Source organism: Streptococcus mitis, assembly GCF_009496155.1.
Taxonomy (GTDB): domain Bacteria; phylum Bacillota; class Bacilli; order Lactobacillales; family Streptococcaceae; genus Streptococcus; species Streptococcus mitis_BQ.
The window spans coordinates 87,524-108,538 of sequence record NZ_WIJP01000005.1 but is presented as its reverse complement, the minus strand read 5'-3'; the positions used below and the strand labels follow the sequence as shown (position 1 = coordinate 108,538).

The 21,015-nt window shown below is 40.2% G+C and carries 26 protein-coding genes, 2 tRNA genes and 1 pseudogene; 16 read left to right on the top strand and 13 right to left on the bottom strand.

The window, feature by feature from the left end:
- Positions 1-12: 12 nt before the first annotated feature.
- A complete protein-coding gene (locus tag GEZ84_RS04390) occupies positions 13-468 on the top strand; it encodes a GNAT family N-acetyltransferase (protein WP_194252027.1) in 456 nt (151 codons plus the stop codon).
- Positions 469-516: 48 nt separating this feature from the next.
- Here the strand turns inward: GEZ84_RS04390 and GEZ84_RS04385 are convergent.
- Positions 517-1,662: pseudogene (locus GEZ84_RS04385) on the bottom strand (low temperature requirement protein A).
- Between the two features lie 804 nt (positions 1,663-2,466).
- On the opposite strand from GEZ84_RS04385, the gene GEZ84_RS04380 reads away from it, so the two are divergent.
- A complete protein-coding gene (locus GEZ84_RS04380; protein WP_001062781.1) occupies positions 2,467-3,756 on the top strand; it encodes a membrane protein in 1,290 nt (429 codons plus the stop codon).
- Positions 3,757-3,765: 9 nt separating this feature from the next.
- A complete protein-coding gene (locus tag GEZ84_RS04375) occupies positions 3,766-4,854 on the top strand; it encodes an AI-2E family transporter (protein ID WP_001055024.1) in 1,089 nt (362 codons plus the stop codon).
- 140 nt (positions 4,855-4,994) lie between these two features.
- On the opposite strand, the gene GEZ84_RS04370 is transcribed toward GEZ84_RS04375, so the two are convergent.
- The 4 genes from GEZ84_RS04370 to GEZ84_RS04355 all read right to left on the bottom strand — a co-directional run bounded on the left by GEZ84_RS04370 (position 4,995) and on the right by GEZ84_RS04355 (position 7,605).
- Positions 4,995-5,067, bottom strand: a tRNA-Lys gene (locus GEZ84_RS04370).
- A 62-nt stretch (positions 5,068-5,129) separates the two neighbouring features.
- On the bottom strand, positions 5,130-5,645 hold the full coding sequence (locus tag GEZ84_RS04365; RefSeq protein ID WP_000672744.1) for a DUF308 domain-containing protein: 516 nt from the start codon (positions 5,643-5,645) through the stop codon (positions 5,130-5,132).
- A gap of 351 nt (positions 5,646-5,996) precedes the next feature.
- Positions 5,997-6,069 (bottom strand) — tRNA-Lys (locus GEZ84_RS04360).
- Positions 6,070-6,333: 264 nt separating this feature from the next.
- Positions 6,334-7,605 (bottom strand): replication-associated recombination protein A, encoded by a 1,272-nt coding sequence (locus tag GEZ84_RS04355; protein WP_153223620.1) that lies wholly within the window; start codon positions 7,603-7,605, stop codon positions 6,334-6,336.
- Between the two features lie 290 nt (positions 7,606-7,895).
- Here GEZ84_RS04355 and GEZ84_RS04350 point away from each other — a divergent pair, with 290 nt between their 5' ends.
- From GEZ84_RS04350 to pepF, 10 genes are all read left to right on the top strand, one after another.
- Positions 7,896-8,123: a hypothetical protein gene (locus GEZ84_RS04350; RefSeq protein WP_153223619.1), complete on the top strand. Its 228-nt coding sequence runs from the start codon at positions 7,896-7,898 to the stop codon at positions 8,121-8,123.
- A complete protein-coding gene (locus GEZ84_RS04345) occupies positions 8,113-8,367 on the top strand; it encodes a hypothetical protein (protein ID WP_194252025.1) in 255 nt (84 codons plus the stop codon). Before GEZ84_RS04350 ends, GEZ84_RS04345 begins: the two co-directional genes overlap by 11 nt.
- Positions 8,368-8,487: 120 nt before the next feature.
- Positions 8,488-8,667 carry a type II toxin-antitoxin system HicA family toxin gene (locus GEZ84_RS04340; protein WP_194252024.1) on the top strand — a complete coding sequence of 60 codons (180 nt, stop codon included), beginning with the start codon at positions 8,488-8,490 and terminating at the stop codon, positions 8,665-8,667.
- A 36-nt stretch (positions 8,668-8,703) separates the two neighbouring features.
- Positions 8,704-9,156, top strand: a complete 453-nt coding sequence (locus GEZ84_RS04335; protein ID WP_153223617.1) for a type II toxin-antitoxin system HicB family antitoxin — start codon at positions 8,704-8,706, stop codon at positions 9,154-9,156.
- A 293-nt stretch (positions 9,157-9,449) separates the two neighbouring features.
- Entirely contained in the window at positions 9,450-9,920 is a 471-nt protein-coding gene (locus tag GEZ84_RS04330; protein ID WP_000257122.1) for a DUF3013 family protein, read from the top strand.
- Positions 9,921-9,929: 9 nt separating this feature from the next.
- Positions 9,930-10,358 (top strand): NUDIX hydrolase, encoded by a 429-nt coding sequence (locus tag GEZ84_RS04325; protein WP_153223616.1) that lies wholly within the window; start codon positions 9,930-9,932, stop codon positions 10,356-10,358.
- A complete protein-coding gene (locus GEZ84_RS04320; protein WP_153223615.1) occupies positions 10,355-10,828 on the top strand; it encodes a GNAT family N-acetyltransferase in 474 nt (157 codons plus the stop codon). The genes GEZ84_RS04325 and GEZ84_RS04320 overlap by 4 nt, the downstream gene beginning before the upstream one ends.
- 137 nt (positions 10,829-10,965) lie before the next feature.
- Positions 10,966-11,916 carry a 50S ribosomal protein L11 methyltransferase gene (gene prmA / locus GEZ84_RS04315; protein ID WP_153223651.1) on the top strand — a complete coding sequence of 317 codons (951 nt, stop codon included), beginning with the start codon at positions 10,966-10,968 and terminating at the stop codon, positions 11,914-11,916.
- A 1-nt stretch (position 11,917) separates the two neighbouring features.
- Positions 11,918-12,661 carry a 16S rRNA (uracil(1498)-N(3))-methyltransferase gene (locus GEZ84_RS04310; protein ID WP_153223614.1) on the top strand — a complete coding sequence of 248 codons (744 nt, stop codon included), beginning with the start codon at positions 11,918-11,920 and terminating at the stop codon, positions 12,659-12,661.
- Positions 12,662-12,671: 10 nt separating this feature from the next.
- Positions 12,672-14,468: an oligoendopeptidase F gene (gene pepF, locus GEZ84_RS04305; RefSeq protein ID WP_153223613.1), complete on the top strand. Its 1,797-nt coding sequence runs from the start codon at positions 12,672-12,674 to the stop codon at positions 14,466-14,468.
- 169 nt (positions 14,469-14,637) lie between these two features.
- Here pepF and GEZ84_RS04300 read toward each other — a convergent pair whose 3' ends face one another.
- Positions 14,638-15,027, bottom strand: a complete 390-nt coding sequence (locus GEZ84_RS04300) for a nuclear transport factor 2 family protein (RefSeq protein ID WP_033676496.1) — start codon at positions 15,025-15,027, stop codon at positions 14,638-14,640.
- 150 nt (positions 15,028-15,177) lie between these two features.
- On the opposite strand from GEZ84_RS04300, the gene GEZ84_RS04295 reads away from it, so the two are divergent.
- From GEZ84_RS04295 to GEZ84_RS04285, 3 genes are all read left to right on the top strand, one after another.
- Positions 15,178-15,510: a winged helix-turn-helix transcriptional regulator gene (locus tag GEZ84_RS04295; RefSeq protein WP_000182730.1), complete on the top strand. Its 333-nt coding sequence runs from the start codon at positions 15,178-15,180 to the stop codon at positions 15,508-15,510.
- An 11-nt stretch (positions 15,511-15,521) separates the two neighbouring features.
- Positions 15,522-16,313 (top strand): DUF2785 domain-containing protein, encoded by a 792-nt coding sequence (locus GEZ84_RS04290; protein WP_153223612.1) that lies wholly within the window; start codon positions 15,522-15,524, stop codon positions 16,311-16,313.
- Between the two features lie 111 nt (positions 16,314-16,424).
- Positions 16,425-17,093 (top strand): MIP/aquaporin family protein, encoded by a 669-nt coding sequence (locus GEZ84_RS04285; RefSeq protein WP_153223611.1) that lies wholly within the window; start codon positions 16,425-16,427, stop codon positions 17,091-17,093.
- Between the two features lie 171 nt (positions 17,094-17,264).
- On the opposite strand, the gene queF is transcribed toward GEZ84_RS04285, so the two are convergent.
- From queF to GEZ84_RS04250, 7 genes are all read right to left on the bottom strand, one after another.
- Positions 17,265-17,756, bottom strand: coding sequence for a preQ(1) synthase (gene queF, locus GEZ84_RS04280; protein WP_000082587.1), 492 nt, complete (start codon positions 17,754-17,756; stop codon positions 17,265-17,267).
- A gap of 18 nt (positions 17,757-17,774) precedes the next feature.
- Positions 17,775-18,491 (bottom strand): 7-carboxy-7-deazaguanine synthase QueE, encoded by a 717-nt coding sequence (gene queE / locus GEZ84_RS04275; RefSeq protein WP_153223610.1) that lies wholly within the window; start codon positions 18,489-18,491, stop codon positions 17,775-17,777.
- Positions 18,484-18,927 carry a 6-carboxytetrahydropterin synthase QueD gene (queD, locus tag GEZ84_RS04270; protein WP_153223609.1) on the bottom strand — a complete coding sequence of 148 codons (444 nt, stop codon included), beginning with the start codon at positions 18,925-18,927 and terminating at the stop codon, positions 18,484-18,486. Before queD ends, queE begins: the two co-directional genes overlap by 8 nt.
- Positions 18,927-19,580 (bottom strand): 7-cyano-7-deazaguanine synthase QueC, encoded by a 654-nt coding sequence (queC, locus tag GEZ84_RS04265; RefSeq protein ID WP_153223608.1) that lies wholly within the window; start codon positions 19,578-19,580, stop codon positions 18,927-18,929. Before queC ends, queD begins: the two co-directional genes overlap by 1 nt.
- A 201-nt stretch (positions 19,581-19,781) precedes the next feature.
- Entirely contained in the window at positions 19,782-20,096 is a 315-nt protein-coding gene (gene trxA / locus GEZ84_RS04260; protein WP_153223607.1) for a thioredoxin, read from the bottom strand.
- A 16-nt stretch (positions 20,097-20,112) separates the two neighbouring features.
- Entirely contained in the window at positions 20,113-20,334 is a 222-nt protein-coding gene (locus GEZ84_RS04255) for a DUF4649 family protein (protein ID WP_153223606.1), read from the bottom strand.
- 100 nt (positions 20,335-20,434) lie between these two features.
- Positions 20,435-20,815 carry a MarR family winged helix-turn-helix transcriptional regulator gene (locus GEZ84_RS04250; RefSeq protein WP_194252022.1) on the bottom strand — a complete coding sequence of 127 codons (381 nt, stop codon included), beginning with the start codon at positions 20,813-20,815 and terminating at the stop codon, positions 20,435-20,437.
- Between the last annotated feature and the right edge of the window lie 200 nt (positions 20,816-21,015).

Genomic DNA, 21,015 nt, shown 5'->3' with positions numbered 1-21,015 from the left:
AGTGAGGTCAAGATGACAATTCGTTTTGAAGAAAATGTGAGCACAGAAAATGCCCAGCTCGTATGCCGATGGTCTAACTCCCTTGGCAAATCCTTTCAAGAACAATGGATGGGGACAATGATTCCTTTTCCTTTAACAATTCAAATCTTGCAAGATTTGGAAGGAATCTTTTCTATCTTTGATGGACAAGAGTTTGTGGGACTTATCCAGAAAATCAGGCAAGAAGACAGCAATCTTCATATTGGAAGATTTTTTATCAATCCCCAGAAACAGGGACAAGGCTTAGGTAGGCAGGCTTTAAGGAAATTTGTTAGTTTGGTCTTTGAAAATGGAGACATAGATAGTATTTCTCTAAATGTCTTCGAGGCAAATCAAGCAGCTCAGCACCTTTATCAAAAAGAAGGATTTGAAATCGTTCAAATAGTTGAAGCACCTGCACGAAAATACCTTATGAAAAAGTTTAGATAGAAATCAAAAAAGCCTTGGTTCCCAAAGCTTTTTTATGTTATAAACTCATTAAAAGAGCCCCCAGTTAGATTTGGAATATTTTTTATTCTGTGTCATATAAAAATAAATAAAATGAATGGCTATAGCTAGAGCTAAAATGGTTGTTATACTCACTACTATTATAGGATTAGAAGCAAAGATTAAAGAGAGAATCAAGGCAGCCAGATAGAGTGTCGCTTGGACACAGTAGTAACTTTTCGAATAGCGAAGATAGTGTTTGTTATGGGGCCCATTTACTAGGACAGCAGCTTGAAAGAGGCCAAATCCGATATAAGAGAAGCTGGTTGCAAAGAGACGATTAGCTTCAGGATTCAGAAGAAAACTCATCGAAACGGTCATCATAAGAAGTCCAATGAAAATAGGATAGTGACTGTAAATTAGAAATAGTCCCTTTTGATTAGATTTTTCATCAATAGCATGGTCGAATTGACCAAAATAAAACAAGAACAGAGAAATCATAATAATGAAATAAAGAACCGAATAAATCGAGAAATTCTCGATTGTAAAGAAGTTAGCTAGCTCCGTAATCATCTCTCCAAACATAATAATGACAAGAAGGGAGATGCGCTCGATTAAATGGGGGAGATTTACCTGGTAATGCTAACATTTATTAAGCAAGATACTTGGCATAATAAATGTTAGCAGAATACTAGCAAATAAGATATAGACTCTAAGGTAAATAGGAAGAAGAGCTGCTAGATAGAATCCTAAACTTCCTAGACCTGTTATCCATAGAAAACCTTTGATACTTTCCCGATTAGCATCATCGGTTGATTTTCTAAAAAATTCAACCAAATATTGAAAAAATAAGGTAAGGGTTAATGTACCAATAGCCCAACAGAGATAATGAAAATATTGTTGCCAATCAGGTCCAATCATATTGGCTATAAAGAGTAAAATTCCCATTTTGATAAACATGATTACTATGTTAAATAAAGAGTTCTTTCCATAGCGATTGGTATAATCGGTTTGAATCATCCAGGAATCGATGAGAAACAAAGTAGCAATGAAAAAATCAAGGAAAGAATTCCAAGTCAAAATACCATTATGAAGATGGTCAATTAAAGTAGTTACTTTTGAAATTGCAAAAACAAAAACTAAGTCATAAAAAAGTTCTGAAAATTCTACACGTTTATGTTTAATAAGAGTTGTCATCTTAAGACCTTTCTATTTTAGAAGTACAATTTATTATAACAGAAAATGGTAATGAGAGAAAAGGATATGCTTAAATAACTTTATGTGGCGCGAATGAACTGCGCCACAAAAGTTAGGTTTTTTCTGTCTAACTTTTGGGGTGCAGTTCAGAAGGGGTGTTTTTTCTATCGTTTTTTAGTGCTAAGACTACACAAAAAAGCCTTGTAAATCAAGGCTTTTTCCTGTTGATTTAGATGCCCCCTACAGGGATTTGGAAAGGACTTTCATATTGAGAGCAATTAAAAATATTGAAATATAAGTGATTTTAGGTATTTTCAATGTCATGATTTAAAAATGGGACAAAAGTGGGGCAAAAACCATACAGATTCTAAACTGTATGGTTCTTTTTTTATCTAACCAAGAAAGGTTAAAACTTATTAAAACAAATGCAATCAACTGTTGAAAACTTTTTAGTCCGTGTAATATAAAAACAAGTAAAAAGTTGAACTATAGGGAATATTGTGTCATAATAGGTAATAGATGAATAATTAATAGATTGGAAATAATGCTTTCTTACCTTAACAAGTTGAATTGGTTATACATTTTTTCGTCGCAATTGTGTCTATCTCTCGAGTTTAGCTAGTTTTTATAAGCTCTGGCTTCTAATCAATATAACAAATTTTAGAAGTGCATAAGACAAGATGGTGACATTACTACAGTCATTTCTAGTCACCATATGTTGCTGGCACAGGCTGTTTGTAGTGTTGGCTATTTACTAGTCAGTTTAATCGGAGTGTTTAATTTTTATTGTTGAAAGGTTTTTATATGGCGAAAATTCTATCTTTAGGTCTGACAGGTAAGAAATTACTTGCTCAGGGGTTCTTGTTTGTTCTGCTAGGTCTCATCTTGATGGTCACGGGGACTTGGTTGCCAGTAAAGGTTATTCGACTGGTTCTGTTTTTAGCTTGGATAGCAACGGTCTTAGATTTAGTATTACGTATTTTCAAAAAAAGTCAGTCAACGGACACCTTGGGAGTTGCACTGGTTAAATTGTTAGTGCTGGGATATTTGCTTGGCTCCAATCTTGCGACGGATGTGCCGATTTATATTTTGGCTCTTGTGATTGGAGTTTATCAGATTTTTCATGCTAGTATTAACCTTGTCACCTATGTTCTCTACCGCAAAAACAAAATTCGACCTCGTTTTCGTCTCTTACTAGATGGACTCGTACTAGTTTTTCTTGGTGGGACTAGTCTTTTGTCCTCTACAGGAAATTCTGTCTTTCAACTCTTTGTATTAGGGGCTTATTTTTTCCTTTATGGTCTGTCCAATATCCGTGACGGTTTCTTATTTGAAGGGGAAATTGGGAAAAACCATCTCAAACGTCGTATTAGAATTAGCTTACCTATTGTCCTAGCCGCTCTCATCCCTGCAAGAACTTTAGCAAAAATCAACAAATTCATGCAGGAAAATGCTGATGAGAGAGAGGATATCCATCTTGGAATGGTGAAGTCTGGTAAGACAGCGGAGCTTGAAATTTTTGTTCATACAGCTGAGACCTCTCTGTTTTCGGCAATTGGTCATGTGGATATCTGCTATCAAGGCCGTGTTATTTCTTATGGCAACTATGATCCGTCTTCTGAGACCTTATTTGGCATGGTAGGAGATGGTGTCTTATATTTCTGTGATCGTGACAAGTACATTGACCTATGTAAACGTGAGAGTCAAAAAACGCTTTTTGGTTATGGGATAGATTTGACGCCTGAAATGGAAAAAGCAGTTCAGAAAAAGTTGGCTGAATTGAAACAACTGACGATTCCATGGGAGCCAAGTGCAGATAAAATCATGACAGGTGATGGTAAGGAAGACTACACCTACGCTTATAAAATCAGACATGAGACAGATGGGGAACTTTATAAATTTATCAAATCTAAGTTTAAATCCTACTTTGTCTTATCTACAAACTGTGTGCTCTTGGCTGATACCATAGTCGGTCAGGCTGGCACCGATATCCTCTCACCCAAAGGATTTATCGCACCAGGAACTTACCAAGCTTACCTTGACCGAGAGTTTGAAAAACCAAATAGTATAGTCGTATCTAAACATGTTTATTAAGGAGAATTTATGAATTTAGTAAAAAAATACACCCCATTAATCCTTTTTATAGGGCTGGTTACTCTTGTAATTCTGAATGCATCAAGCTTTATATCAGGGGCAGTATCTCTCTTTGAAGTAACTTCTACCTTGATTTATGGTGCTGTCATTGCTTTTGTGCTCAATGTTCCCATGAAAAAAATTGAAGAATTCCTAGTTAAAATGAAGGTAAAGGCAGGGTTGCGCCGTCCGATTGCTATGGTGCTTGTTTTCCTATCTCTTATCTTAATCGTGATCTGTCTTTTGGTTTTGGTGCTTCCAACCCTTGCTCAGACTATTAGTCAGCTGGGAGCAGTCCTTTCAACAGTCCTGACTCAACTTGGGAAATTGCTAGACAGCTCGGAATTTGTAACCAAAGACATGCTGTCAACTATCGTATCAGGAATTCAGGGACAGTCTAGCTCTATTAGTCAAGCTTTGATAACCTTCTTATCCGGTCTGACTAGTAATATAGGAAATATTTTTTCAAGTATAATGAATGCCTTTCTGATTATAGTATTTACCTTTTTATTTTTATCCAGTAAGGAACATCTGGCAGCGATGACGAGTAGACTTCTAAAAGTTATATTTCCAGAGAAAGTGGTGACAAAGTTAACTTACATTGGACAAGTAGCACTAGAGACTTATGACCAATTTTTGATGAGTCAGCTGATTGAAGCAGTCATCATAGGAGTTATGATAGCGGTTGGCTACAGCCTGTTTGGACTACCTTATGGGGTAATGACAGGTATATTTGCAGGAGTGCTATCGTTCATTCCTTATGTAGGGCCTATGATTGCTTGTGTTGTGGGAGCGATTTTTATCTTCACAGTGAGTCCTACTCAAGCCTTACTTTCTCTTCTTCTATATCAAGTTATACAGCTGATTGAAGGAAACCTTATTTATCCTAGAGTTGTAGGTCAATCTATTGGTTTGCCAGCTATTTTCACGCTTGCGGCTGCTAGTATTGGAGGCAATCTCTTTGGCTTACTTGGGATGATATTCTTTACACCGATATTTGCTGTTATCTATCGATTGGTTAAGGAATTTGTCGTTGCAAAGGAAAATCAGCTAGATTAAGAAAAACTAAATTTAATAAGATATACTGAGAAGAGAGTGAGAGATTCTCTTCTCTTTTATTTTTAAATACTTTTCTACAAAAAGCTATTAGACGTTAAAAAAAGCCTTGGTTTCAAGGCTTATTTCTGTTGATTTAGATGTGCCCCCTGCAGGGCTCGAACCTGCGCCCCATAGCTTAAGAGTCTACTGCTCTACCAACTGAGCTAAGGAGGCAACAGAAAAAGCTGAGAATGTAACTTCCCAGCTATTTTAATATGCCCAAAATGGCAGCTAGATTATTTACGAAAGGCATCAAGGATATAGGTGAAACCAACAATTAAAAATGCAAAGGCAACGACATAAACGACAAAGACACTTGTAGCTACTGGATTGAACAAAATCACTAGACCTAGTAAAAATGCAAGCAACGCTATCCACATGATATGGTTGCCAATAATAGGGAAAATCAATCCCAGACGATTGCCTTTAAAGAAAACTATAATGGCTTCTACAATTAACCAAATTCCTAAAATAGTTGGAATGACAACTGGCAGCGTCACAAAGCCATAGGCAACGAGGTAAAGAGCTAAGAGAAGATTAACAATCCCTTGGAAAAGATGAGCTGGTGAGCGAAGCTCTTTTGGTACAGAGAAATAGCCTAAAATAGCTGCTATAGAAGAAACCAGTAAACCAAATGCAATCCACCAGCTGTAAGCAACAAGATTAGCTACTGGGTTTGTAAATAGGAAAAGTCCTAAAAGGACAAAAACAACTCCTGCAAGGAATAGCGATAAACGATTAGAAAATTTCATTTCAATACCCCCTATATAGTATAGTATAGTTTGATAATAAAAATATTATACACCTTTTTAGAGGAAATATCAATAAACAAAATGGAAAATTTGGAAGTTTCAGTCTGATTCATGAAAAGAAAATCAGTTTTTATTATTTTGAAAATAAAAAGAGAAGATAAAATTTGTCTTCTCTACATGAAAATATTGTATGGCATCAAAGCAAAAGTAACTGGCTTTACACTATTTGTTAAGATGTAATTTGGTTCAAAAAGAAAAGATAGATTTAAAAGTGGGGCAAATGATGAGGCAAATCAGTTATAGATAAGCAAAAAAGCCTTGGTTATCAAGGCTTTTCCTGTTGTATTTAGATGCCCCCTACAGGGATCGAACCTGTGACCCACGGATTAAGAGTCCGCTGCTCTGCCAGCTGAGCTAAGGAGGCAAAGAAAAAAGCTGTATTGGTGCCGAAACTTCACGGTTTGTATTGAACCCGCGCAATTAAGCAGGTGGGCAACTCGCTCTAACTGAAGCTGTTTCCGTGTGAGACGGCCTACATGCTGTTAGAAGACTTTTGTTTCCCTAATAATACAAAAAATAGTCGGTCAACACTTAAGTGTGAAGTCGTACACCACAGCGTTTCTATGTTTATATGATACCACTTTTTCAAAAAAAATCAAGAGGAAAGTGCAATTTTTTGAAAAGGATTTCAGATTTTTCGCAAACGGTCGATAGCTTCCTTTCTTTGAGCCAAAGCCCGTTCATATTTACCAGTATCTTCTGCTTGGAAATAGTGATGACTACGAATTTTTTCTGGCAGATAGTCTTGCTTGACCCAATTTCCAGGATAGTTGTGTGGATAGAGATAGTCTTGGGCATTCCCCAGTTCCTTGCTTCCACTGTAGTGCCCATCACGCAGGTGCCGAGGAATAGGCAAATGCCCTGATGTTTTGAGGTCGGCAAGTGCCTTGTCCATAGCTACATAGGCTGAGTTGGATTTTGGAGAAAGGGCTAAATCAATCACGATATTGGCAATGAGAATGCGGGCTTCTGGGAATCCAATCCTTTGTGCAGCATCCAGAGCAGTCACGGTATGAATCTGGGCCTCAGGATTGGCCAAACCGATATCTTCATAAGCGATAACAGTCAAGCGACGAGCGAGACTTGGCAAATCACCAGCCTCAATCAAGCGGGCAGCATAGTGAAGACTGGCATCAACATCTGAGCCACGGATAGACTTTTGCAGGGCAGATAGAACATCATAGTGACCGTCTCCATCCTTATCCATAGTAATGTAGCTCCGCTGCAGGCTATTTTCCATGATGTCGAGGGTGATGTGGCGGATGCCCTCATCATTCTCAGGGGTAGAGAGAACTGCCAAATCCAGTGAGTTAAAGGCAGAGCGAAGGTCTCCGTTTGTAGAAGTTGCTATGAAATCCAGCGCATCCTCATCTAGCTCTACTGGAAAATCAAAACCACGCTCAGGGTTACTTAGAGCTATCTGCAGGGCTTCTTTGACGTCTTGGTTAGACAGAGGTTCCAACTCAAAAATTTGAACACGGCTACGAATGGCAGGAGTGACAGAAAAGAAAGGATTTTCAGTTGTAGCCCCAATCATGATGACTAGTCCACTTTCCAAGAGAGGCAAGAGGAAGTCTTGCTTGGTTTTATCTAGTCTATGAATCTCGTCTAGTAATAGGACGAGACCACCAGAGAATTTAGCCTCTTCCGCAATTTCTTGCAATCGTTTTTTACTATCAACTGTCGCATTGAAAGTTCGAAAGGCATACTTGGTCGTCCCTGCGATGGCAGAGGCAATACTGGTCTTGCCGATTCCCGGAGGACCATAGAGAATCATGGAGGACAGGCGGTTGGCTTCTACCATGCGGCGGATGATTTTTCCTTGTCCGACCAGATGTTCCTGACCGATGACCTGGTCGATGGTTTTAGGGCTCATGCGAAGTGCGAGATTGTCTGGCATAGCAGTCCTTTCTAACGTGGATCTGAGTTAAATGGTTCATCTACTATATCTTACTATGTCCATTCTAACCTATTAGTTGTGATATTTCAATGGTTTTGTAATATTCAGGGTGTGAGATAGAATCTTTTTGACTATTTAATTTGATGAGGAGAGGGATTAGCATGAGAGAATTGATTTCCCTTAAAGTTCAAAATATGATAGTTGAGTCTAAGAAGTGTAATTACTGATTTGAGAAATAATATTGCTAAATGTTATTGCATGAACTATAATGAAAAGAGAGGTGATAAGTAATGGAAATAATGGAACTACCAAGTCAGGAAGTTTTGATTTTTACAAAACAAATTCGTCATTGGATTCTTAGTGATAAAGCTATCTCAGGGAAAAGAAAATTTATCTTCCGTGAAGATACTCCAAAAGAGATTTTAGATTTGTACGAAAACATTAAACCTAAACTTGATTTTGTTTACCAAGAAGTTCGTTCTAATAATAATTATGAATTGGAAAAACATGAAAAATAGAATAATTGATGTTTTTGAAGTAGTAAATCGTCTCCTTGTCATAACTGTGGAAAATCCTGATTTGGAAGCCTTGAGAGTTAATCAGTTTGTAAAAATTGGAGATAAAAAGTATAGGGTACGCAGTGTTCCTATGATTCATTCAACTCCGCCTCAGTCTGTCTTAAATCGAGATACTTTTACAATTGACTATACAGATGATGAAGTGCTTTATAAAGAAGCAGTATTTAAAAATAAGTCTGAATAAATTGGCTGCCCTTAGAACCACAACTAGGGTTTTTTTGGTATGAGAGAATAATAAGTATCATCCCTCTTTACAATACGTATAACACGTGTTATAATGGTGTTGTCAGGAGGTAAAAGCGCTATGCCTATGACACAAAAAGAGATGGTCAAACTCCTTACGGCACATGGTTGGATAAAGACCAAAGGCGGTAAAGGCTCCCATGTTAAAATGGAGAAGCAAGGAGAAAGACCCATCACAGTCCCCCATGGTGAGCTGAATAAGTACACTGAAAGAGGGATAAGAAAGCAAGCTGGGTTGTAAAATTCAGCCCCTGCTTTTTGATATGGAGGTAGTGAAATGTTAGTTACGTATCCAGCTTTATTTTATTATGACGATACAGACGGAGCAGAAGCGACTTATTTTGTCCATTTCCCAGATTTTGAATACTCAGCTACACAAGGAGAGGGGATTTCTGAGGCTTTGGCTATGGGTTCGGAGTGGTTAGGCATAACTGTCGCAGATTTGATAGAGAGTGATGGAGATTTGCCCCAGCCATCAGATATCAATAGCTTGTCTTTAATTGATAACGATCCTTTTAAAGATGATGAAGATTTCGTGTCAACTTATGATCTAGGTAAATCTTTTATTTCTATGGTATCTGTTGATGTATCAGAATACCTAGGAAGTCAGGAACCAATTAAAAAGACTTTGACCATACCAAGATGGGCAGACAAGTTAGGACGAGAAATGGGACTTAACTTTTCTCAGACTTTGACAGATGCTATTGCAGATAAGAAGATACAAGCATAAGATTAAGTGTGGCATCGTGGGAATGGTCAATAAAAAAGCACATCTAATTGTGCTAGTTACTTGTCTATTGATCCTATAGATTTGCTAGCCCTTTCAAGGGCTTTTTTGTGTCGACTTTTTTGGGAAAAATAAAGAAATCAGACTGCTAAGAAAATCACTGCTACCAAGGGTTTAAATGATGCAATATGGTATAATTAGGACATAAAATAATTTTGTGGTAAGATGGTAGTATCTATTTTAGCATATTTCCGAGCAATCGGGGCGATTTAAGAGTCGCATAGAAAGAGGACAAAATGGCAACATATGGATTTTTAGACGTTTTAGAGGAAGAGTTGGAGAAGAACTTTCCCTTTGACTTTGAGATTAGTTGGGACAAGCGCAACCACGCGGTTGAAGTGAGTTTTCTATTGGAGGCACAAAATGCTGCAGGTGTGGAGATGGTAGATGAAGACGGAGAGGTTTCGTCAGATGACATTCTCTTTGAGGAAGCAGTGCTTTTTTACAATCCTGCTAAATCAACAGTCAATGAGGAAGACTATTTGACTGTCATCCCTTACTTGCCTAAAAAAGGATTTTCTCGCGAATTTTTAGCTTATTTTGCGCTATTCCTTAAAGATACTGCCGAGGTTGGACTAGATGCCCTTATGGACTTTTTGGAAGACCCAGAAGCAGAAGAATTCGTCATGGAATGGAACCAAGAAGTCTTTGAAGAAGGAAAAGTTGGCTTGGAAGAGGGGGAATTTTATCCTTATCCGAGGTATTAGGAGTCTAGCATGGAAATAGAACTTACTGATTTCCAAGGTTGCAAGATTGCCTTATTTTGTGGTGATAAGCTACTGGTCATCTTGCGTGATGATAAGGAAAATATCCCTTGGCCTAATATGTGGGAGTTGCCGGGTGGTGGCCGTGAAGGGGACGAAAGCCCATTTGAATGTGCGGCGCGTGAAGTTTATGAAGAACTGGGGATTCATCTGACTGAGGATTGTCTGCTTTGGAGTAGGGGTTATCCAAGTGTGCTTTTTGCGGATAAACAATCGGTATTTCTAGTCGGTCGGCTGACACAGGAGCAGTTTGATAATATCACATTTGGAGATGAAGGACAGGGATACAAATTGATGAGCATTGAGGAATTTTTGACATCCAGTCAAGTAGTTCCGCAGTTGCAGGGTAGATTGAGGGATTATTTGGAGGAAAGTTTATGATAAGACTTGAACGAGCAGGAGCAGAGGATTTGGAGACCATCATTGCGATTCAAAGAGCTAGCTTTAAGGCTGTTTATGACAAATACCAAGATGAATACGATCCTTATCTGGAGGACAGTGAACGAATTAAGTGGAAACTAGTCGAGCGTCCCAATAGCTATTACTACTTTGTGAAAGAAGATGAAGCAAACATCGGATTTTTACGAGCTCAGACCAATGACGAGTTAACGAAAGCTTGGTTGGGAACGGCAGCGATTTTGCCCCAGTATCAAGGAAAAGGTTATGGCTCTGAGGGATTGCGCTTGCTAGAAGAGGAATTTCCAACCGTTAGACAGTGGGATTTGTGTACGGTATTACAGGATGAAGGTATGGTTGCTTTCTATGAGAAGAACGGCTACCATCAAACCCATATTGAACCTGAAAAAGAAGGCATGGATATGGTATACATGAAAAAATGCATAGAGAAATAGAAAGGATGGTTCGGTTACATTTCTAAACTGAACTCGCCCTAAACACTGTGCCAAAAAGATAAACTTCTCTTAGACACAAGCGTCTTCAGAGAAGTTTCTATTTTGGCTTTGTGTTTTACGGGCTTGGTATCTTAATGATGGAAACATGGCAAGAGTTAAAAGTTACAGTTAAGCGTGAGGGAGAGGAGCTAGTCTCTAATCTCTTGATTGAGTTAGGTGCCCAGGGTGTTGCGATCGAAGACAGCATGGACTATGTGGGAAATGTGGATCGCTTTGGCGAGATTTTTCCAGAGGTGGAGCAGCAAGAAGAAATCGTTGTGACCGCCTACTACCCTGAAACGGTAGATGTAGCAGTGGTTGAGGCGGACTTACAGGCTCGCTTAGCAGAATTGACAGATTTTATGGATTTGGGAGAAGTAAAAATGGGGACGACTGCCTTGGATGAGGAAGACTGGGCAGACAACTGGAAGAAATACTATGAGCCAGCTCGTATCACTCATGATTTGACTATCGTGCCGTCTTGGACAGACTATGAGGCGACTGCGGGAGAAAAAATTATCAAGCTAGACCCTGGTATGGCTTTTGGAACGGGAACTCATCCAACAACCAAGATGAGTCTTTTTGCCTTGGAGCAGGTTCTTCGTGGTGGCGAAACGGTGATTGATGTGGGAACTGGATCAGGTGTCCTTTCTATTGCTAGTTCGCTGCTTGGCGCCAAAGAAATTTTGGCCTACGACCTAGATGATGTGGCAGTTCGAGTTGCTCAGGAAAATATTGAGCTCAACCCTGGTATGGAAAATATCCATGTTGCTGCGGGAGATTTGCTTAAGGGGATTGAGATTGAAGCAGATGTTATCGTGGCTAATATCTTGGCGGATATTCTCATTCATCTGACGGAGGATGCCTATCGCTTGGTCAAGGATGAAGGCTACCTTATCATGAGTGGAATTATTAAGGACAAGTGGGATATGGTGCGCGAGTCGGCTGAGTCAGCTGGATTTTTCCTTGAAACCCATATGATTCAAGGGGAATGGAATGCCTGTGTCTTTAAGAAAACCAAGGATATTTCCGGTGTGATTGGAGGCTAGCATGCAGCAGTATTTTGTCAAGGGGAGTGCAGTCTCTCCTGTCACCATTGAGGACAAGGAAACCAGCAAGCATATGTTTCAGGTTATGCGCCTGAAGGAAGATGATGAGGTTACTTTGGTCTTTGATGATGGAATTAAGCGCTTAGCGCGCGTGCTGGATGTGGAAAATCGTCAGTTTGAGTTGGTCGAAGAATTAGCTGACAATGTGGAACTGCCTGTGCAAGTGACCATCGCATCTGGTTTTCCCAAGGGGGACAAGCTGGAGTTCATCGCTCAAAAAGTAACCGAACTGGGTGCTAGCCAAATCTGGGCCTTTCCTGCCGATTGGTCGGTTGCCAAATGGGATGGCAAGAAATTGGGTAAAAAGGTTGAAAAACTAGAAAAAATTGCCCTTGGAGCAGCAGAACAAAGCAAGCGTAATCTAGTACCGAGTGTCACACTTTTCGAGAAAAAATCAGACTTTTTAGCTCAACTGGACCAATTTGACTCTATCATAGTAGCCTATGAAGAATCAGCAAAAGAAGGAGAAACAGCTGCGCTCTTACAAGCGGTCTCTGGTCTTGAAAAAGGAGCCAAACTGCTCTTTATCTTTGGTCCAGAAGGTGGTCTCTCACCTGCAGAAATCGAAAGTTTTGAAGCAAAAGGAGCTGTTCTTGCAGGACTTGGTCCTCGCATTTTGCGAGCAGAAACAGCACCACTTTACGCTTTATCAGCCCTTAGTGTTTTATTAGAATTAGAGAAATGAGAGGAAGAAAATGGAACAAAAACACCGTTCAGAATTTCCAGAGAAGGAACTTTGGGATTTAACAGCCCTATACCAAGACCGTGAGGATTTCTTGCGTGCAATCGAGAAGGCTCGTGAAGACATCAACCAGTTTAGCCGTGACTACAAGGGCAATCTTCATACTTTTGAGGATTTTGAAAAGGCCTTTGCGGAATTAGAACAAATCTACATTCAGATGAGCCATATTGGTAACTATGGATTTATGCCTCAGACGACAGACTATAGCAATGAAGAATTTGCTAACATTGCTCAAGCTGGGATGGAATTCGAAACAGATGCCAGTGTAGCCTTGACCTTCTTTGACGATGCCTTGGTGGAAGCTGATGAGGAAGTCTTAGACCGTTTGGGTAAATTACCTCACTTGACGGCAGCCATTCGTCAGGCCAAAATCAAAAAAGCCCACTACTTAGGGGCTGATGTGGAGAAGGCCTTGACCAATCTTGGTGAAGTTTTCTACAGTCCGCAGGATATTTACACTAAGATGCGAGCTGGGGATTTCGAAATGGCTGACTTTGAAGCCCATGGCAAGACCTACAAAAATAGCTTTGTGACCTATGAGAATTTCTACCAAAACCATGAGGACGCTGAGGTTCGTGAGAAATCCTTCCGTTCTTTCTCGGAAGGGCTTCGTAAGCACCAAAATACAGCTGCAGCAGCCTATCTAGCCCAGGTCAAGTCTGAAAAACTCTTGGCTGATATGAAGGGCTACGACTCAGTCTTTGACTATCTTCTAGCTGAGCAAGAAGTGGACCGTGCTATGTTTGATCGTCAGATTGACCTTATCATGAAGGATTTTGCGCCAGTTGCTCAGAGATACCTCAAGCATGTTGCCAAGGTAAATGGTCTTAAAAAGATGACCTTTGCAGATTGGAAATTGGACTTGGATAGCGCCCTCAATCCTGCAGTGACTATTGACGATGCCTATGACTTGGTTATGAAATCGGTAGAACCTTTGGGGAAAGAATATTGTCAGGAAGTTGCTCGTTACCAAGAAGAACGCTGGGTGGACTTTGCTGCTAATAGTGGTAAGGATTCTGGTGGTTATGCGGCGGATCCATATCGCGTGCACCCTTATGTACTCATGAGCTGGACAGGTCGTTTGAGCGATGTCTATACCTTGATTCATGAAATAGGACATTCTGGTCAATTCATCTTTTCAGATAATCACCAAAGCTACTTTAATGCCCACATGTCGACCTACTATGTCGAAGCGCCTTCGACCTTCAATGAGTTGCTTCTCAGTGACTACTTGGAGCACCAATCTGACGACCCACGTCAAAAACGCTTCGCTCTGGCTCACCGCTTGACAGACACCTACTTCCATAACTTTATTACCCACCTCTTGGAAGCAGCCTTCCAGCGTAAAGTGTATACATTGATTGAAGAAGGAGAAACTTTCGGAGCAAGTAAGCTCAACAGCATTATGAAGGAAGTTTTGACGGATTTCTGGGGAGATGCCATTGAAATTGACGATGATGCAGCACTGACTTGGATGCGCCAAGCTCACTACTACATGGGCTTGTATAGCTACACCTACTCAGCAGGACTAGTCATCTCGACTGCAGGTTACCTCCATCTTAAAAACTCAGAAGCTGGAGCTGAAGATTGGCTCAATCTCCTCAAATCAGGTGGTAGCAAGACACCGCTTGAGTCAGCTATAATTATCGGAGCAGATATCTCTACAGATAAACCACTCCGTGATACCATCCAATTTTTGTCAGACACGGTTGACCAGATTATCGCTTACAGTGCCCAGTTGGGAGAGTAAATTAAAAGAGTCTGGGACAAAAGTTTAACCTTAAATATAAAAAGCGAACAAAACGAGTTATCTGATACTCAGAATTCTGTCTTGTTCGCTTTTTTATCTAGTCTATTGCTTTAAAAAATTTATAATAAAGAATTCCTAAAATCAAAATTTTTTGTCCTGGTCTCTTAAATTATCCCCAAAAGCTATCTTCTTCAGCTTGATCTGAAGAGAAGAGCCAAACTTCTTTGATTTTTCCGTCTTCAATACGGAAGAGGTCAATCCCGTTCATATTGAGTTCAGTACCATCAGCCCGTGTTCCAAGAAAAGTAACATTAGCTGCGATTAAATCCTTATTGTCAGAAACCCAATTTGTTATCACCTTAAAGGTTCCATTAGTTTTCTCAGCAAATGTAGCCAGGTGAGTTCCTAGCTTGTCCTTACCAACAACTGAACCAGATATACTATGATTACCAGGTTGATGCCAGACAATATCGTCTGCCATCGTTTCAAAGACACCAGGAAAGTCACCAGCAATTAAAGCTTGGTTATAAGCGTTGAAAATTTCTAAGTTTGTTGACATATCTATTCTCCATTTCTTTTTTATGATATAATTGTAACAGTTACAAACAAAAAAACAAGTAGATACTTTTTCGATAGCTAGTATCAAAAGTAGTACTTTTATTGATACTAAAAGATAAATTTTTTTAAAAAAATAGAAAGAAGATATTTTATGACAAATAAAGTGAGTGAGTATGGTATTTGTCCATTTGCGACAACGCAGAGGGTTTTAACGGGGAAATGGGCACTGGTAATCATTTATCAGTTGAGTACGGGTACCAAACGATTTAAAGAATTGCAGAGATTATTGCCTGGAATTACTCAAACTATTTTGACCCGTCATCTCCGTCAATTAGAAAAGGATAAGATTGTTCAACGAAAGGTCTATGCCGAAGTTCCCCCACGAGTTGAGTACAGCTTAACCGAAATGGGGCAGGAATTCAGAGTTGTTTTAGATGCTGTCGAGAAATGGGGGCTAGATTATATCAAGTTGCTAGAAATGTAGAGGTATTGCCCATGTATCAAGAGTTACTTAGAAAAATGGCAGAAGAAAAACCAAGTTATCATGAGGAAGAAATCCAGTGGTTACTTGATCATTTGGGAGATCCTTCTCCAGAAATTCGCGATGACCTTGTTTTTATAAGCTTTGCTAGAGGGATTCAGGAAGAGCTATTTACAAAGGAGCAATTTCAATTTATATCTGCTATGATTGTTTCTGATGGTGGACTAGATAAAGAGCTCGATAAGCTAGGAGCTTCAACCCTTGAACGTTCTTTTAGGGCGCTTATTTATGTAAATCTCTTGTCTGCAGATGCCAACCAGCAATCAGTTTTTTATCAGGGATTAAAAGCAGAAATTCGTAATGCCCTTTTAAATCAAGGTTTGTACTATCTTTCAAAAGAAAAGGACATGACAGGTTTTTCAAGTCAGTATGGTTGGGTTCACGCTTTTGCACATGGAGCCGATTTACTGACAGAGGTGGTTTGTCATCCAGACTTTCCTATAAGCAGAGTTCATGAAGTATTTGACATACTTGGTCAACTATTTAAAAGAATTTCGATTCGTTTTACAGATGATGAGGATTGGCGTTTAGCGAGAGTACTTTATGAACCGATTTTAAAAGGGAAGTTAGCGCAAGAACAAGTAGCTTCTTGGATAAAAACTGTTGATTTTCCGATAGAAGAAAGGGAAGATTTTTATAAATTTTCTAACTTCAGATCCTGTTTGTTGGAAGTCTATGTTCAACTTGACCAGAGAAATAGTTTACAAGATGACTTGAAAAAAGCAATTCAATCTTTTCAATATTAGATTTCGACTATTAAATGTGAAAACTTACACAAAATTCCCAATCAATTTTCTTGAAACCCTTTCCCTCTTTTGATAGACTAGTATCTAGTTTTTGAAAAAAGGAGAAAGAAAATGAAAAAATTTGTTGCTGAGTTAATCGGTACGTTCATGCTTGTGTTCGTCGGAACAGGAGCTGTTGTTTTTGGAAATGGTCTTGATGGCCTAGGTCACCTAGGGATTGCCTTTGCCTTTGGTTTAGCCATCGTAGTTGCAGCTTACTCAATCGGAACTGTTTCAGGTGCTCATTTGAATCCAGCTGTTTCTATTGCTATGTTTGTTAACAAACGTTTGTCATCTTCAGAGCTTGTAAACTACATCCTTGGACAAGTAGTTGGAGCTTTCTTAGCATCTGGATCTGTACTCTTCCTCTTGGCAAATTCAGGTATGTCAACTGCAAGTCTTGGTGAAAATGCCTTGGCAAACGGTGTAACTGTCTTTGGTGGTTTCTTGTTTGAAACAATCGCAACCTTCTTGTTTGTTTTGGTTATCATGACTGTAACATCAGCAAGCAAAGGTAATGGCGCAATCGCTGGTTTGGTGATTGGTTTGTCATTGACAGCTTTGATTCTAGCTGGCTTGAACATCACTGGACTTTCAGTAAACCCAGCACGTAGCTTGGCTCCTGCTGTCTTGGTAGGTGGCGTAGCTCTTCAACAAGTTTGGATTTTCATCCTTGCACCAATTGTTGGTGGAGTTCTTGCAGCTCTCGTTGCTAAAAACTGTCTTGGAACAGAAGAATAATTGAAATTTAAAAAGCCTTGCTCCTCATGATGAGGAACAGGGCTTTTTCGTATGATACTCTTCGAAAATCTCTTCAAACCACGTCAACTTCATTTACAACCTCAAAGCAGTGCTTTGAGCAGCCTGCGGCTAGCTTCCTCGTTTGCTCTTTGATTTTCATTGAGTATGAGTTTAACGGTTGTCAATTTTCTCTGGATAGAGATCGTGTTGGAAGAGGCGTTGTTCTGCCAAGCCTTCATACTTAGTTCCTGGCTTACCATAGTTGTAGTAGGGGTCAATTGAGATGCCACCGCGAGGTGTAAATTTTCCCCAGACCTCTAAATAGCGAGGGTCTAGCAAGTTGACCAAGTCTTTCCCGATGGTGTTGATACAGTTTTCGTGGAAATCTCCATGGTTTCGGTAGCTAAAGAGGTAGAGTTTGAGGGATTTTGACTCAACACAGAGCTTGTCAGGAATGTAGGAAATATAAATCGTCGCAAAGTCTGGCTGAGCGGTAATAGGGCAAAGCGAGGTGAATTCAGGGCAGTTAAATTTGATAAAATAGTCATTTTCCACATGACGATTGTCAAAGGACTCGAGGACTTCTGGTTGATACTCGAAAATGTAGTTGGTTTCTTTGTTGCCCAGTAGGCTGAGGTTTTTCATTTCTTCTTGTTGTGACATGATTTTTTCTTTCTAATTTTAAACACCACGTTGGTTATCGTAGAGAAGGGTATGCAGTTGAGGAAGGACGCGGACATTGCCCCAGCTATCGTCGGTAGCGATGCGTTCCCAGAGTTCTTTGAGTCGATCTAGTTGGTCTTGGATAATATTGCCTGTGGCCTTGGGCTCAGGATTTCCAGCCGATAAAAAGAGAACATCTGGTTGGTAGCGTTCTTGGATCCTTTTGGCAAAGGCTAAATCCGCATCATCAAAGACAGGAATTTTAAAGGTGACTTTATCTGGATCTAGTTGAGAAACGATAAAGTCCAAGGTCTCAAAGTTGACTTCCATCTTGGATGAAGGAGGTTTGGGGCTCAGGGTGACTTGGTCAATATCTTTTAACCAATTTTGCCAGCGGGAGCCTTGGGTCTCAACAGCCAGAGTGACACCGCGTTCCTTGAGCTTGGTGACCAATTGAGCCATGTTGGCTGCTAGGATGGCAGGATTTCCACCAGATAGGGTTACATAGTCGTAGCTACCTAGTTTATCCAAGGCAGCAATGACCTCGTCAGCTGTCATACGAGTTGGCTTTTCAGAGCCGTCCCAAGTAAAGGCAGAATCGCACCAGTCGCAGTGGTAGTCGCAACCTGCAGTGCGGACAAACATGGTTTTCTGCCCGATAGCACGACCTTCGCCTTGAAAAGTTGGGCCAAAAATTTCCAGAACTGGTAGTTTGAGAACACGTTCCCTAGTCATCTAACCACTCCCGTCTAAACTCCGCAAAGGCAGTCGGAGTCTCATAGAGGCGAACGTATTCCAAACGGAGACCGCGCTCGTCTGGCAACTCTTGATTCATGGTTTGGAAAATCCAGTAAACCATATTTTCAGCAGTCGTGTTCATATAGGGAAGAGTTTCGTTTAGATAGCGATGATCCAAGTGGGGCTCTAAATAGTTCTTGTAGACCGCTTTGATGTCTCCGAAATCGTAGGTCATGCCCCGTTCATCTAAAAATCCACTGACAGCAATCTGCAAATGATAGGTGTGGCCGTGCAGGGACTTACATTTTCCCTCATAGTGAAAGAGGTGGTGGGCAGCATCGAAGGTAAATTCTTTTGATACCAAGGTTCTGTGAGGATTGTAGACAAGAGATTCCCCAGTTTCCTGTTTGATTTCTTTGGGTGCAAAAAACATTATGCTTCTCCTTTCTGTGAGAGATAAACATCTAGACCATGTTGACGTAGATGGCAGGCTGGGCAATCTCCGCAGCCACTTCCGATAATTCCGTTGTAGCAGGTTAAAGTCTTTTCACGAACATAGTCAAAGGCACCGAGTTGGTCGGCTAATTCCCAAGTTTCAGCCTTGTCTAGCCACATGAGAGGCGTTTGGATAACAAAATCGTAATCCATGGCAAGGTTGAGAGTAACATTAAGGGATTTGACAAAGACATCACGGCAGTCAGGATAGCCTGAGAAATCTGTTTCACAGACACCTGTCACGATGTCTTTCATGCCCCGTTGTTTGGCAAGAACTGCCGCAAAGGATAGAAAGAGGTGGTTGCGACCATCAACAAAGGTATTGGGAACCTCCCCCTCTTTTTGCTCAATTTCCAGATCAGAGGTTAGGGCATTTTCAGTGATTTGTCCCAGCAGAGACATATCTAGGATATGATGACGGATTCCCTGTTCCTCAGCGATTTCTCTAGCGACTTGAATTTCGAGATGGTGGCGTTGACCGTAGGCAAAGGTGACGGCTTCAACCGTTTCATAGTGTTCTTTAGCCCAAAAGAGGCAAGTTGTAGAATCTTGACCGCCACTAAAGACGACCAAGGCTGATTGACGTTTCATAGTACTCCTTCCGAAATGGGAAATGTTCAGAGCACGCAAAAAGCTCCCTTGAGGGAGCTAAAAAATACCAAGTCAAGGTTTTTTTTAGCGATGGCATGTCCCAAACATCGTAATATTCTACCTACAGTTTAGCATATTTTTTGAAAAATGGCAAAGGGCAAGAAAAAAGAGACCAAAGAAAGTACTTGGTCTCTAGTGTGATTAGCTCAATTCAGAAACGATGGCCTTGATTTGTTCTGCTGTGTGAACACCAGCAACTTGTTTGACCACTTGGCCGTCTTTTTTGAAGAGAAGGGTTGGGATAGACATGATTCCAAAAGCACGAGCTGTGTTTGGATTTTCATCAACGTCCATTTTTACGATTTTCAAGACATCTTCTGAAAGTTCTTCAGATAATTTATCCAAGATTGGACCTTGCATACGACATGGACCACACCAAGTTGCCCAGAAGTCTACCAAGACCAAACCGTCTTTTGTTTCTTGTTCGAATGTTGCATCTGTAATTGCTTTTGCCATTGTATTTCTCCTTTTTTTAGTTATATTGGCTTAAATCTTGTTTCATGAGATAGAAGAAGACATCTTCGTAAGTCCCATGGTAGTCCAAATCATGACCGTTGTAAGTTAATTTTTGGACAGGGTAGTAGTCTGCGACGCCGATAAGGCAAGCTTGTTGCGAACGATCAAAGTCTTCATAAGATTCGAAGGTTACAGTTCTTTCGTTCTTGCTGGCATCTAGATAGGTAATTTCAATCATGTTTAAAACTCCTTTGTTTGATGATGATTTTATTTTACTCCTTGTAAAAGAGAATGTCAAGAAAAATGATTGCGCACGCAACTTTTTTTCTAAAATCATCTTAAATCAAGAAATCCAAACTAGTTTCCAAGCTTTCTTCGACAGCCTTTTGTAGAGTGGCCAGTGTCTTTTGCCCATCACTTGTCAGGCAGATAAAGCTAGAGCGTCGATCTTGATCACAACACCTGCGACTAAGCAGACCGCAATTTTTAGCTTCCAAGCGAGCCACCATCCGAGAAACAGCGCTCGGGCTCAGATGAAGCTTATCTGGCAGGTCAATCTGGCGTAGAGATTTTTCTTGAGCCAAGTCCAGATAGTAGAGCAGGTAGAACTCTTTCAAGGTCAGACTTTGTTCACTCTGATTAGCAACAGTCTCTTCCAAGAGACTTTCAATTTCTTTCTGACGCCGATTGAAATCAAACCATTTTTCCAAATAGGTCATAGTATCTCCTTTCTTTTTAGAGTTATAACATAGAAGAATGTCCATTTACGGACAGTCTCTGTATCACAAGATGATTGCGCATGCAATAATTATACTACTTTTCAAGAATGCTGGCAAGAAGGATGGTAGAATCTTTCACCCTAAATCATGCCTATTTTCACTAATTTTAACTGTCTGTATCCCTTTTCCTCTCTAATTTT